The organism is Variovorax paradoxus (genome assembly GCF_000834655.1).
Classification (GTDB): domain Bacteria; phylum Pseudomonadota; class Gammaproteobacteria; order Burkholderiales; family Burkholderiaceae_C; genus Variovorax; species Variovorax paradoxus_F.
In genome coordinates this window covers 1-12,986 of record NZ_JXQQ01000027.1, presented here as the reverse complement: position 1 = coordinate 12,986, position 12,986 = coordinate 1, and the positions used below count along the sequence as shown (strand labels likewise).

Annotated in this window: 10 protein-coding genes and 1 pseudogene; 1 reads left to right on the top strand and 10 read right to left on the bottom strand. The window is 67.2% G+C overall.

Annotation, left to right across the window (positions count from 1 at the left end):
- Position 1: 1 nt before the first annotated feature.
- Positions 2-1,012 (bottom strand): ABC transporter substrate-binding protein, encoded by a 1,011-nt coding sequence (locus tag RT97_RS12080; protein ID WP_042579031.1) that lies wholly within the window; start codon positions 1,010-1,012, stop codon positions 2-4.
- 156 nt (positions 1,013-1,168) lie between these two features.
- On the opposite strand from RT97_RS12080, the gene zwf reads away from it, so the two are divergent.
- Positions 1,169-2,638, top strand: a complete 1,470-nt coding sequence (zwf, locus tag RT97_RS12075; protein WP_042579030.1) for a glucose-6-phosphate dehydrogenase — start codon at positions 1,169-1,171, stop codon at positions 2,636-2,638.
- A 36-nt stretch (positions 2,639-2,674) separates the two neighbouring features.
- Here zwf and ygiD read toward each other — a convergent pair whose 3' ends face one another.
- From ygiD to RT97_RS33420, 9 genes and pseudogenes are all read right to left on the bottom strand, one after another.
- Positions 2,675-3,565: a 4,5-DOPA dioxygenase extradiol gene (gene ygiD, locus RT97_RS12070; RefSeq protein WP_253278216.1), complete on the bottom strand. Its 891-nt coding sequence runs from the start codon at positions 3,563-3,565 to the stop codon at positions 2,675-2,677.
- Positions 3,566-3,674: 109 nt separating this feature from the next.
- Complete coding sequence (locus tag RT97_RS12065) at positions 3,675-5,627, bottom strand: glycosyltransferase family A protein (RefSeq protein WP_042579029.1); 1,953 nt, start codon at positions 5,625-5,627, stop codon at positions 3,675-3,677.
- On the bottom strand, positions 5,624-6,676 hold the full coding sequence (locus RT97_RS12060; protein ID WP_042579028.1) for an ABC transporter ATP-binding protein: 1,053 nt from the start codon (positions 6,674-6,676) through the stop codon (positions 5,624-5,626). Before RT97_RS12060 ends, RT97_RS12065 begins: the two co-directional genes overlap by 4 nt.
- Positions 6,673-7,743 (bottom strand): ABC transporter ATP-binding protein, encoded by a 1,071-nt coding sequence (locus RT97_RS12055; RefSeq protein ID WP_042579027.1) that lies wholly within the window; start codon positions 7,741-7,743, stop codon positions 6,673-6,675. The genes RT97_RS12060 and RT97_RS12055 overlap by 4 nt, the downstream gene beginning before the upstream one ends.
- 21 nt (positions 7,744-7,764) lie before the next feature.
- On the bottom strand, positions 7,765-8,676 hold the full coding sequence (locus RT97_RS12050; RefSeq protein WP_042579026.1) for an ABC transporter permease: 912 nt from the start codon (positions 8,674-8,676) through the stop codon (positions 7,765-7,767).
- A 79-nt stretch (positions 8,677-8,755) separates the two neighbouring features.
- The gene (locus tag RT97_RS12045; RefSeq protein ID WP_042579025.1) at positions 8,756-10,336 is read right to left on the bottom strand and encodes an ABC transporter substrate-binding protein; all 1,581 of its coding nucleotides are present in this window, start codon (positions 10,334-10,336) and stop codon (positions 8,756-8,758) included.
- 30 nt (positions 10,337-10,366) lie between these two features.
- Complete coding sequence (locus RT97_RS12040; protein ID WP_042579024.1) at positions 10,367-11,629, bottom strand: M20 aminoacylase family protein; 1,263 nt, start codon at positions 11,627-11,629, stop codon at positions 10,367-10,369.
- 1 nt (position 11,630) lies between these two features.
- On the bottom strand, positions 11,631-12,611 hold the full coding sequence (locus tag RT97_RS12035; protein WP_042579023.1) for an ABC transporter permease: 981 nt from the start codon (positions 12,609-12,611) through the stop codon (positions 11,631-11,633).
- Positions 12,612-12,806: 195 nt separating this feature from the next.
- Positions 12,807-12,986 (bottom strand): annotated as a pseudogene (locus RT97_RS33420) (porin); the annotation flags it as partial.

The following is a 12,986-nucleotide window of genomic DNA, read 5'->3' as shown; positions in this document are numbered from 1 at the left end:
CTCAGCGGGGCAGCGAGTTGACGTCCTTTTCCCAGCGCGCGATCAGGCGCCGGCGTTCGGCGCTGGCGCCGTACTTGGCGTAGTCGTAGTTGATGAACTTGATCTTCTTGAAGTCAGGGATGCGCGGGTCGAGCTTGGCGCTCACGTTGCTCGGCAGCTGGAACTGCTTGTTGGCAGCGCCCAGTTCCTGCGCGGCGGGCGTGAGCGCCCATTCGTAGAACTTCTTGGCCGCATCGAGGTTGCGCGCGCCCTTGATGATGCTCATGGAGCCGATCTCGGCGCCGGTGCCGTCGCTCGGCGTGATGGTCTCGACCGGGAAACCCTGCATCTTCTCGCCCGGGCCGTCGTGCACGAAGCTGATGGAGATCGCGGTTTCGCCGCGCGCCACCGCCTTGATCGGACCGGTGCCCGAGCGGGTGTACTGGCCCACGTTCCTGTGCAGCGCCTTGAGGTAGTCGAAGGCCTTGTCCTCGCCCATCAGCTGCACCAGCGTGGCGATCATGGTGTAGGCCGTGCCGCTGGATGCGGGGTTGGCCACCTGGATGTCGCCCTTGTACTCGGGCTTGAGCAGGTCGGCCCAGGTCTTGGGCACGGCGAGCTTCTTCTTGGCGAGCAGCTCGGGGTTGTAGCCGAAGCCCAGCGGCCCCGAATAGATGCCCACGGTCTTGTAGCCCGACTGCTTGGCCTGCTGCTGGGCCCACGGGTGCAGCTGCGCGAGCGTGGGCGACTTGTATTCGAGCGTGAGGCCCTGTTCGGCCGCCTGCAGGTGCGGATCGCCCGTGCCGCCGAACCAGACATCGGTCTTGGGGTTGTCCTTCTCGGCGATCAGCTGGGCCAGTGCCTCGCCCGAGCCCTTCAGGGCCATGTTGATGCGAACGCCCGTGGTGCGGGCGTAGACGGTGGAGATCACGTTGCACCATTCGGCCTGCACCGAACAGATCACGTTCACGGTCTGTGCCGACGCGGCGGCCGACAGGCCCAGGAGCGCGGCTGCGCAAAAAAGCTTCTTCATTTGGTGTTTCCCCGCCTCGTGCATAAAAAAAGGCCTTGCGGCCTGGGGGCAGCGTAGCTTTAGTACAGGTCGGAGGAATCGGTACAAGTACCATCGCCACTGGCGTCCCGGCAAGCCCGGACGCCTCCAGGCACTCAGACAAAGGAAAGTTTTCTCATGAGCTTCGATCTCGTTCTGTTCGGCGGTACTGGCGATCTCGCGTGGCGCAAACTCATGCCCGCGCTGTTCCAGGCCTTCCGCCATGGCAGCCTCCCGCAGGACGGACGCATCGTCGGCGTGGCACGGGATGACCTGTCGGACGACCAATACCGCGAGCTGATCCAGTCGCGCTTCAGCGCGGTCGAAGGTGCCAAGCGCCCTTCCCCCGAGGAATTCAAGAAGTTCGCGTCGATGCTGCATTACCTGCGCATGGACCTCTCCAAGACCGACGACTACGCCAGGCTGGCCGACCTGCTCAAGCAGCGCGACGCCTCCACCGTCGTGATGTACGTGGCCACGGCGCCCGCCCTCTTCACCCAGGTGGTCGAGCAGATCGCAGCGGCCGGCCTCAACGGCCCGAAGACCCGCATCGTGCTGGAGAAGCCGCTGGGCCACGACCTCGCCTCGAACCGCGCCATCAACGCGGCCGTGGGCAAGGTGCTGGAAGAAAAACAGGTCTTCCGCATCGACCACTACCTGGGCAAGCCCTCGGTGCAGAACCTGTTCGCGATGCGCTTCGGCAACGCGCTCTTCGAGCCGATCTGGCGCCGCGAGCACATCGCCAACATCCAGATCACCATCGCCGAAGACCTGGGCGTTGAAAAGCGCGGCGCCTTCTACGACCAGACCGGCGCGCTGCGCGACATGGTGCAGAACCACGCGCTGCAGCTGCTGTGCGCGATCGGCATGGAGCCGCCGATCAACTCGCACGCCGACGCGATCCGCGACGAAAAGCTCAAGGTGCTGCGTGCACTGAAGCCCTGGACGCCCGAGAGCCTGAGCCTGCACGCGATCCGCGGCCAGTACACCGCCGGCACCGCCTACGGCGAGCGGGTGCAGGGCTACCGCGACGAGCCCGGCGTCGATCCGGACAGCCGCACCGAGACCTTCGTGGCGCTGCGCACCGAAATCGCCAACTGGCGCTGGGCCGGCGTGCCGTTCTACATCCGCACCGGCAAGCGCCTGGCCTCGCGCGATGCGCGCATCGAGGTCAACTTCCGCCCGACGCCGCATGCGATCTACCGCGCGCCCGCGGGCAACGTCAACAAGCTGGTGATCAACCTGCAGCCCAAGGACGGCCTGGAGCTGCACATGCTCGCGCAGGCGCAGGACAACCGCCAGCGCAACGGCCACCAGAGCGCCGCCGCGCAACTCGCGCCAGTGCAGCTGGACCTGGACTTCGACAAGCGCTTCGGCGTCGAACGCGTGGGCGCCTACGAACGCCTGCTGCTCGACGTGATCGACGGACGCCTGAACCTGTTCGTGCGCAGCGACGAGCAGGAAGAGGCATGGCGCTGGGTGGAGCCGCTGATCGACAGCTGGGGATCGGATGGCGGCCCGCGCCCCTACGCAGCCGGCACCTGGGGCCCGAGCGCATCGAGCGCGATGATTGCGCGCGACGGCTTCTCGTGGGGCGAGGAGCAGTAACTCAGGCCCTGATGGCGCGAAAAAACCGTCGCGCCTTCAGCCGAACTGCACGCAGCGCATGCTGAGCGTGCCGGACTGGAATCCTTCATAGACCGTCGTCGCGCGCTCGCCCGCACCGGCGGCACCGAGCGCGTACAGGAACGGGAAGTAGTGATCGGGCGTCGCAACGGCAGTGGACGCACCTTCCAGCTTTTCATAACCGACCAGCGCACGGTCGTCGCGGCCGGCGAGCGCCGATTTCACCGCGTCGTCGAAGGACTGCGCCCAGGGGCGGCTCGCCTTCGGACCGTCGACGGTGCCGCGGTCGGTGGCGCGCAGGTTGTGCACGACGTTGCCGCTGCCCATCACCAGCACCCCCTTGTCGCGCAACGCCGCCAGGTCGCGCCCCACCGCGTAATGGAAGGCGGCTGGCTTGTCGTAGTCGATGCTGAGCTGGAAGACCGGAACATCCGCATTCGGGTAGAGGTGCTTGAGCACCGACCAGGTGCCGTGGTCCAGGCCCCATTGCTCGGTCGCGATCACCGGCGCCTGCTTCACCACGCCGATGGTTTCGCGGGCCAGTGCCGGATGGCCTGGCGCCGGGTAGTCGACATCGAAGAGCGCCTGCGGAAAGCCGCCGAAGTCGTGGATCGTCTTGGGCCTGGCCTGCATGCCGACGCCGGTCGCGCCGCGGCTGAGCCAATGCGCCGACACGCTGAGGATGGCGGTCGGCGGCGGCAGCTCCTTGCCCCACGCGGACAGGCGGCGAGTGAATGCGTTGTCGGCGATGGCATTCATCGGCGTGCCGTGGCCGATGAAGATGACCGGCATGCGCCGCGACGGCGCGCCCGAGGCCGCGTGCGACAGCGTGGCGAGCGATGCCAGCGCGGCGGCAGCGCCGGCCGCCGAGCCCATGAGAAAGCCGCGGCGTCCGGATACCGGCGTCATCGGCCGGGAGCATAGGGAGGGGATCGTCTTGCTTGCCATGGTTGCTTCGGAGTCTGCCGCGCCACTGTGCAGCGGCTGCGGCCTTCGCGCTGTGCGTTTAAACACACGTTCAAGAACCGCAGCCCGGCTCGAAGGCGTAGATGCGCTCCCCCAGCGGCGCCAGGAAGTCGCGCAGCAAGGGCTCTTCCATCAGCCCGCGGATGTAGCCCGGCGCGAGACGGCCATTCTGGGCGTAGACATCGAGCACGCGCAGGCACTCGCCGCGCAGCACAGTGGCGGCATGGATGTCGTCGTGCCCTTCGCAGGCCGCGGCCATGTCGCGCAGCAGCGCAGTGGCGTCCGATGCATCGGGTGCCCACTCCTGCCCGTAGAGCCGCGCCAGCCGCTGTGCCGTATGCGACGGCAGGTCGGGAAACACCAAGGGGAGCAGGCGTTCGCGCAGATGGGCCAGCGCGATCACGTTCGCTGCCGTCGGACCGGATGACGCGCGGGTCTTCGGGCTGCCGATCAATTCGGCGTCCAGGTTGGCCAGCAAGGCGCCATCGCGCACCAGCTCCAGGAGCAGCCCCATCCATGCGAACTCACCGAGCGTGGCGTCGAACCCGAAGCCGCGCCGCCGGATGCGTGGCAACGCCAGCATCAGGCTGCCCATCGACACGGGCCAGGCATCGGAGGGCATGTGGACCAGCATCCCGGCCAGGATCTGCGCATGCATCTGCGGCAGGCGCCGGGACGGGTCCTGGGCACCCAGCGCGCCGATGGCCGGGGAGGCCTGCAGGAATGCAGCTTGCGCCTGCAGGCGGCCCGGCCCGCTCGGCGTATGCGGCGACCACAAGGCCAATGCGTCGCCCTCGGCATGCGCGAGGCCCCATTGCGCCGCGGCTGCCCATCCCATCGGCGAGGGCGCCTGGAGCAGCAGCAGACCGGACAGGCGCGGATCGACTGCCATCCGTTCGCGGATCGCCGCCGCGGTGCCGTCGGTCGAGGCGTCGTCCACCACGATGATGCGGCGCGGAGGCAGCGTCTGCGCCGCCATCGCCATCAATGCGTCCGCCACGCGGGCCTCGTCGTCCCGCGTGACCATCAGCACGGAGACCGCAGGCCCGGGGCCGGTGGCCGCCATGGCCTGGCTGCCCGCGAGACGTTGGCGGGTAGCCGCGAGATAGCGGCGCAGCGCCCCGGCCAGCACCTCCTGCTGCGGTGGCAGGCTCATCAATGCGCGCGGGCCGGCCTTTTCGAGGGCTCGGCGCCGCGGGGCGTCGGCCACCAGGGCGCGCACCCGGTCCACGAGTTCGTCTTTCGTGCAGCCCTCCACCGCATCGCGCAGCGCCGCCGGGATCTCGGAATGGGGATACAGCTCGGACACCACCGCCTTGCGGTTGCGCAGCAGGATGGAAAGGCGCGGCACCTCCGCCGTGGCTGTGCGATCGGCCTTGCGCATGTTCAGGCCGACCTTGGCGCGCGGCAGCAACGCATCGCGCTGCGCAGGCGTCCAGGCGGTGCCGATGGGATAGGCCACCCGCAGTCCGCCGGCTTCCAGCGCGCGCAGCACCTCCAGGCGCCGGGGCATGGTCTCGCCGAAGAAGATGACGTCGATGTCCTGTTCTTCGTCGGGCAGCACCTGGTCTTGCGGCACCACGGGCGTTGCGTGCGGCTCGAACGTCAGCGGCACGTAGTCGGACCTGAGGATGCCCAGGGCCTGGTGGTGCATCAGGTTCTCGAGGCTGTACTCCCACACCCAGGCCCGCTGGAGCAGGCGCCGGTAGCCGGGCATTTCCGCCAGGAGCTCGGGCAGCGCCGGCTCGAAGTTGACGACGATGGCATTGGGCGGCAGGTCCTCGTCGGCGGGCAGGCCCAGGCCCATCGCAAAAAAGAAGATGTTGATGTCGGCGTTGTCGACGCTCGGCGCACTTTCAACGGACGTTGCATGGCCGAGCCGCTCGCAGGCGATGCGAAAGCTCTCCATCACCTCGGCAACGTTCTCGTTGCCCAGCGAACAGAAGCGCAGGTGCGGCCGGTACGGAAAGCCTTCCGGCCAGCCGACCGGACCGCCGGCCGTCACAGGCGGCCTTCCTCCACCGCATGGCAGGCCACCTGCACGCCCTTGATGCCAAGCAGCTTCGGCCGCTCCGCGGAGCAGCGCGCATTCGCATGCGGGCAGCGCGGATGGAATGCGCAGCCCGTCGGAGGGTTCAGCGGATTGGGCACCTCGCCCTGCACCGGCGTGCGCTGGCGCCCCGTGTGCTTCATCTGCGGGATGGCGTCCAGCAGCATGCGGGTGTATGGATGCTGCGGCTCGGCGAAGAGCTTCTGCTTGTCCGCCACTTCCACCAGCCGGCCCAGGTACATCACGCCGACCTGGTCGGCGACGTGGCGCACCACCGCGAGGTTGTGCGAGATGAAGAGGTAGGTCAGGCCCCGCTCGCGCTGCAGGTCCTTCATGATGTTGAGCACCTGCGCCTGCACGCTCACGTCGAGTGCGGAGGTGGGCTCGTCGCAGACCAGGAACTCGGGCTGCGTGGCGAGCGCGCGCGCGATGGAGATGCGCTGGCGCTGGCCGCCCGAGAACTGGTGCGGATACTTGCTCATGTCCAGCGGAGAGAGGCCCACCGACTTGAGCAGCTCGCCCACGCGTTCGCGCAGCTCTGCCTTGCCGCTCAGGATGCCGTGCTCGCGCAGCGGCTCGCCGATGATGTCTTCCACGATCCAGCGCGGGTTCAGGCTCGCGTAGGGGTCCTGGAAGATCATCTGGATGCGGCGGCGCAGCTTCCGGCCTTCGGGGGTCTTGAACGCGGCGTGCGCGTCCTGCCCGTCGAACTGGAAGCCGCCGCGCGTGGGCGCATAGAGGCCGACCAGCAGGCGCGCGACGGTGCTCTTGCCGCAGCCCGATTCGCCGACCAGCGCGAGCGTCTTGCCGCGCTCGATGGAAAAGCTCACGCCGTCCACCGCATGCAGCAGCACGCGCGGCTTGCGCTCAAGCACCCGGTTGAGCCAGGGCGGCGAGACGTCGAAGGTGCGCGCGAGGTCGTGCGCCACCACGAGCGGCTCGGTGGCAGAGACGGCGACGGAAGCGGCGACGCTGTCGCGGCGGGGTTCGATCACGGCGCTCATCGCGTCACCTCCGCGATCGGCTCGGCCGCTTCGGGCGTGGCGCGTTCGCCGGCGGCCAGTGCGTCGTGGTGCTTCGCGGCGATCTCGGCCTGGCCCAGGTGCGGGTCGGCCGCATCGTGCAGCCAGCATGCGGCGCGCGTGGCGCCCGCATGCAGCAGCTCGGGCCGCTCGGTGAGGCAGCGCGCGAAGGTGCGCGGGCAGCGCGGGTTGTAGGCACAACCCGCCGGAATGGCATTGAGCCGCGGCATCGCGCCGTCGATCTGGTTGAGCCGCTCGCGGTCGCTCGCCATGTCTGGAATCGAGGCCATGAGGCCCGAGGTGTAGGGGTGCGCAGGCTGGTGGATCACTTCGTGCACCGGACCGATCTCGGCGATGCGGCCCGCGTACATCACAGCCACGCGGTCGCAGGTCTCGGCGATCACGCCCATGTCGTGCGTGATGAGCATCACGGCCGCGCCGCGGTCCTTGCAGATGCGCTTGAGCAGCTGGATGATCTGCGCCTGGATCGATACGTCCAGAGCGGTGGTCGGCTCGTCGGCCACGATGAGCTTGGGCTCGGCCGCGAGCGCGAGCGCGATCACCACGCGCTGGCGCATGCCGCCGGAAAACTGGTGCGGAAAGTGGTCGATGCGCTGCTCGGCCGCCGGGATGCCGGTGTCCTGCAGGAGGCCGATGGCGCGCTTGCGGGCTTCGGATTCGGTCACGGGCAGGTGCGCGCGGATGGTCTCGATGAGCTGCCGCCCCACGGTGTAGAGCGGGTTCAGCGACGTCAGCGGGTCCTGGAAGATCGCGCCGATCTTGCGGCCGCGGATGGGGCGCATCGCATCGAAACTCAGGTTGTCGATGCGTTGGCCTTCGAGCAGGATCTGGCCGCTGGCCACGCGGCCCGGCGGTTCGAGCAGGCCGATGATGGCCGCGCCAGTAAGCGACTTTCCGGCGCCCGATTCGCCCACCACGCCGAGGATTTCACCCGGCGCGATGTCGAAGGAAATGCGGTCGATCGCGCGCAGCGTGCCGCGGCGGTGCGGGAATTCGACGACGAGGTCTTTGACCTGGAGCAGCGTCATGGTGGCGTTGTCCTTTTCTCTTCAGCGCAGACGCGGGTTGAGCGCATCGCGCAGCCAGTCACCCAGCAGGTTCACGCTCAGGGCAATGAGCACCAGCATCAGGCCCGGGAACACCGTGATCCACCATTCGCCCGAGAACAGGTACTGGTTGCCGATGCTGATGAGCGTGCCCAGCGAGGGCGAGGTCGGCGGCACGCCGACACCGAGGAACGAGAGGGTGGCCTCGGTGATGATCGCGGTCGCGACCTGGATGGTGGCCAGCACCATCACCGGCCCCATCACGTTGGGCAGCACGTGGCGCAGCATGATGCGCACCGGCGCCACGCCGGTGACGCGCGCGGCCTGCACGTATTCCTTGTTGCGCTCCACCAGCGTGGAGCCGCGCACCGTGCGCGCGTACTGCACCCAGCCCGTGAGCGAGATCGAAATGATCAGCACGCCGAACGCGAGCGACTCGTGTGCGCCGGGAAAGAGCGCGCGGCCGACGCCGGCGATGAGCAGCGCGACCAGGATGGGCGGGAACGACAGCATCACGTCGCATACGCGCATGAGGAACGAATCGAGCCAGCCACCGAGAAAGCCGGCCAGGAGGCCGAACACCACGCCGACGACCACCGAAAGCACGACCGAGACGATGCCCACGATCATCGAGATGCGCGCGCCGTAGATGACGGCCGAGAGGATGTCGCGGCCCTGGTCGTCGGTGCCGAGCAAATATTTGGAAGAGCCCTCCGCGCTCCATGCGGGCGGCAGGCGGGCATCGCCGAGTTCGAGCGTCGCGAGGTCGAAGGGGTTGTGCGGCGACACCCATCCGGCGAACGCCGCACAGAACAGGCAGACCAGTGCAATCAGAGCCGCCGCCATCGCCACGGGCGAGGTGCGAAAGCTGTAGCCGACATCGCTGTCGAGCCAGCGGGCAAGAGTTTTTTTCATCGTGGAGCAAAAGGAATGGGCCCGCAAGAAGCGGGCCCATGGTCGGGCCGTCAGGCCGCCCTGCGAGCGGCCTGGGGAATCACTTGATGCTCATCCACTTGAAGTACATGAAGTTGTCGGCCAGTTGCACCAGCTCGACCTTCTTGCTCACGCCCCATGCGAGCGATTGCTGATGCAGCGGCAGCGTGCCGATGTCGTCCGCGTGGAGCTTGAAGGCCTCCTTAATCAGCTCGTTACGCTTGGTCTTGTCGGTCTCCGACTGGATCTTCTTGGTCAGTTCGTCCAGCTTCGGGTTGCAGTACGCGCCCAGGTTGAACTGGCCGGTGCCCTTGTCGTCGGGGCAGGCCGTGAGCGAGCTCAGCGCGTTATGCGCGTCGTAGGTGGTCGGGGTCCAGCCCAGCATGTAGAAGCTGGTGTCGCGGCGCAGGATCTTGGGGAAGTAGGTGCCCTTGGTCTCGGCGGCCAGGTTGATCTTGACGTTGATGCGCGCAAGGTTGGCGGCCACGCTCTGGCAGATCTGGCCGTCGTTCACGTAGCGGTCGTTCGGGCAGTTCATCGTCACTTCGAAGCCGTTGGGGTAGCCGGCTTCGGTCATGAGCTTCTTGGCGGCTTCGACGTCGTAGGGCAGGCGCTTGTCCTGCTCGGCGGTCCAGCCGTTGATGCCGGGGCCGACCAAAAGGCCCGTGGGCCGCGAGGCGCCGCGCATCACTGTGCGCTGGATGCCGGCGATGTCGATGGCCTGGTAGAAGGCCTGGCGAACACGCTTGTCCTTGAACGGGTTCTTGCCCTTGATGTTCGAGTACTGCAGCTCGTCGCGCTTCTGGTCCATGCCCAGGAAGATGGTGCGCAGCTCGGGGCCGGTGATGACGCGCGCAGTGGGCGCGGCGTTGATGCGCGCGATGTCCTGCACGGGCACCGGCTCCATCACGTCGACTTCGCCGGAGACCAGCGCGGCCACGCGGGTGGCGGGGTTGGCGATGGGGGTGAAGACGATCTCTTGCGCGTTGCCTTCGATCTTGCCCCAGTAGGTGCCGTTGCGCGTGAACACGGTGCGCACGTTCGGCTGGCGCTCGCGCACGCGGAACGGGCCGGTGCCGTTGGCCTTGAACGAAGCCGTGTTCTCGATGCCCTTGCGGCGGTCGACGGGCTTGGTCGCCTGGTTTTCCTCGCACCACTTCTTGCTCATGATCATGGTGAGCGAGATCACGTCGGGCAGGATCGGGAAGGGGCCGTTGGTCTCGATCTCGACAGCCAGGTCGCCGACCTTGCGCACGGCCTTGATGTCGCTCAGCGTGGCGCGCATGTCGGAGCCGTCGCCCTGGGCGCGCGCGAAGCTGAAGACCACGTCGTCGGCGCTGAACGGCGTGCCGTCGTGGAAGACCACACCCTTGCGCAGCTCGAAGCGCCAGATGTTCGGGGAGGTCTGCTTCCAGCTGGTGGCCAGCAACGGCGCGAGGCTCAGGTCCTTGTTGCGTCCCACGAGGGTTTCATAGACGTTGGCGGTGACGCTCAACTGCAGCGACTCGTTGAGCGAATGCGGGTCGAGCGACAGCGCGTCGCCCTGGTTCGCGATCCGGATGGTCTGCGCGCTCGCGACCAGGCTGACAGCGCCCAGGGCGCACACGGCGGCGGCCGCGGCCATTTTTTTCTTGAAACTCATGGAACTACTCCTCGGGTTGAATCAAACACATCAAGACGCCGCGGTGGCGGCTGCTTTCCCTTGCTGCGCGCTGCGGGTAGCAGCAAGCGGCATGCCCTGCTCGATCAGGCCGGCATGAAGCGCGGCGCCGAGCGGCAGGATCTCGTCATTGAAGTCGTAGCGGCTGTTGTGCAGGAAGGCGCCTTCGCGCACGTCCTGGCCGATGCGCAGGTATGCGCCCGCCTTTTTCTGCAGCATGAAAGAGAAGTCTTCGGCGCCCATGCTGGGCTCCATGCTGCGCTCGACATTCTTGGCACCGACCAGCGACTCGGCCACGTCGGCCGCGAACATCGCCTCGGGGGCGGTGTTGATGGTGGCCGGGTAGATGCGCTCGTACTTGATGGTGGCGGTGGCGCCGAAGCCGCCGGCGATCGCCGTGCACAGCTCGGTCAGGCGCTGCTCGACCTGGGCCTGCACCCGCGCGCTGAAGGTGCGCACCGTGCCGACCAGCGTGGCCTCGCCCGGAATCACGCTCATCGCGCCGAGGTCGCCCGCCTGCACGGCGCAGATGCTGACGACGGCCGCGTCGATGGGGCGCACGTTGCGCGACACGATGGTCTGCGCCGCGGTGATGATGTGCGCGGCGACCACCACCGGATCGATGGTCTGGTAGGCATGCGCGCCGTGGCCGCCCTTGCCCTTGATCTCGATGGTGATGCGGTCGGCCGCGGCCATCATCGCGCCGCGGTTGATGCCCACGGTGCCGGCGGGCATCGCGGGCCAGTTGTGCATGGCGTAGACGGCGTTGACCGGGAAGCGGTCGAAAAGGCCGTCCTCGATCATCACGCGCGCGCCGGCGAAGCCTTCTTCGCCGGGCTGGAAGATCAGCACCGCGGTGCCGTCGAAGTCGCGTGTCTCGGCAAGGTAGCGCGCGGCGCCGACCAGCATGGTGGTGTGCCCGTCGTGCCCGCAGCCGTGCATCAGGCCATCGTTGGCGGAGCGCCAGCCGAAATCGTTGTCCTCGCGCATGGGCAGGGCGTCCATGTCGGCGCGCAGGCCGATCATTCGGCCGCTGGCGGTGGACTTGCCACGGATCACGCCGACCACGCCGGTCTTGCCGATGCCTTCGTGGATCTCGTCGACGCCGCAGGCGCGCAGCGCTTCGCGCACGCGGCCGGCGGTGTAGACCTCTTCGAAGCCGAGTTCGGGGTGTGCGTGCAGGTCGCGGCGAAAGGCCGTGATCTCGGGATAAAAGCTTGCGATGTGCGCGAACGCCCTGCCGGACGCCTTCAGGCGCGGAGCCGATGCCGTCATGTCAATGTCCTCCGGCCTTGCCGACGCGCAGGCGTGGATCGACCACGAAATACAGGAGGTCGACCACGAGATTGATCACAACGAAGATCAAGGCGATGAGGCACAGGTAGGCGGCCATCACCGGAACGTCGGCAAAGGTCACGGCCTGGATGAACAGGAGGCCCATGCCCGGCCACTGGAAAACCGACTCGGTGATGATGGCGAAGGCGATGAGCCCGCCCAACTGCAGGCCGGTGATGGTCATCACCGGCACCAGCGTGTTCTTGAGCGCATGGCCGAAATGGATGGCGCGGTTCGAGAGGCCACGTGCGCGCGCGAACTTGATGTAGTCGGTGCGCAGCACCTCGAGCATCTCGGCGCGCACCAGCCGCATGATCAGCGTGAGCTGGAAGATCGCGAGCGTCACCGCCGGCAACACGATGTGGTGCCAGCCGTCCGCCTTGAAGAGACCGCTCGTCCACCAGCCGAACTGCACCGTTTCGCCGCGCCCGAAGCTCGGGAACCATCCCAGCAGCACAGCGAAGACGAGGATCAGCAGGATGCCGATCAGGAAGGTGGGCAGAGACACGCCGAGCAGCGAGACCGTCATGAACACCTGGCTCATGAACGTGCCCCGGCGCAGGGCGGTGTAGACGCCCATCGGGATGCCGATGAAGAGGGCCAGCACGGCAGCGACGAGCGCCAGTTCCAGCGTAGCCGGGAAACGCTCGCCGATCAAGCGCGACACTTTGGCGCCCTGGCGCAGGCTCAAGCCGAACTCGCCCTGCGATGCATTGACCAGAAAGTGCCAGAACTGCACGAAGAAGGGCCGGTCGAGCCCCAACGAGGCGCGCATTTCACGGATCTGCTCGGGCTTGGCATCCTGGCCGAGCAGGAAGACGACGGGGTCACCGACGTATTGGAACAAGAGGAAGGCAATGAACGCGACCGCGATCATCACGATCACGGCCTGGATCAGGCGGCGCAGTACAAAGGCAATCATTAGCAAACAGAGTGATCGGGCATGCTAGCAGTGCAAGGTGCGTGCCCGCACGGGGGTTCCCCGGGGGTGCACACACATGGTGCTCATTGCCAACACTTGGCCCATCGCAGCACCGGAACGAAAAAAAGCCACTCGACTTTCGTCGAGTGGCTTTTGAGCTTTTCAGCTTCGAAGCTGGCTTACGCCAGCGTCAAATCAGAAAGCGTGACGGATACCGAAGTCGTAGCCGGTCGAGGTCTTCGGGGTGAAGCCACCGGTGGTCACGAAGCCAGGGCCAGCGCCGACGGTCAGAGCTGCACCGTTCTTGTTGCTGACGCGAGCGATCGTTGCGTACAGAGCCGTGCGCTTCGACAGGTTGTGCACGTAGCCGATTGC

Coding starts and splice junctions, on each gene's coding strand:
- RT97_RS12055 (WP_042579027.1), bottom strand. CDS start 7,743: ATGACGCTGCTCCAGGTCAAAGACCTCGTCGTCGAATTCCCGCACCGC.
- RT97_RS12050 (WP_042579026.1), bottom strand. CDS start 8,676: ATGAAAAAAACTCTTGCCCGCTGGCTCGACAGCGATGTCGGCTACAGC.
- RT97_RS12040 (WP_042579024.1), bottom strand. CDS start 11,629: ATGACGGCATCGGCTCCGCGCCTGAAGGCGTCCGGCAGGGCGTTCGCG.
- RT97_RS12080 (WP_042579031.1), bottom strand. CDS start 1,012: ATGAAGAAGCTTTTTTGCGCAGCCGCGCTCCTGGGCCTGTCGGCCGCC.
- ygiD (WP_253278216.1), bottom strand. CDS start 3,565: ATGACGCCGGTATCCGGACGCCGCGGCTTTCTCATGGGCTCGGCGGCC.
- RT97_RS12045 (WP_042579025.1), bottom strand. CDS start 10,336: ATGAGTTTCAAGAAAAAAATGGCCGCGGCCGCCGCCGTGTGCGCCCTG.
- RT97_RS12035 (WP_042579023.1), bottom strand. CDS start 12,611: ATGATTGCCTTTGTACTGCGCCGCCTGATCCAGGCCGTGATCGTGATG.
- RT97_RS12060 (WP_042579028.1), bottom strand. CDS start 6,676: ATGAGCGCCGTGATCGAACCCCGCCGCGACAGCGTCGCCGCTTCCGTC.
- zwf (WP_042579030.1), top strand. CDS start 1,169: ATGAGCTTCGATCTCGTTCTGTTCGGCGGTACTGGCGATCTCGCGTGG.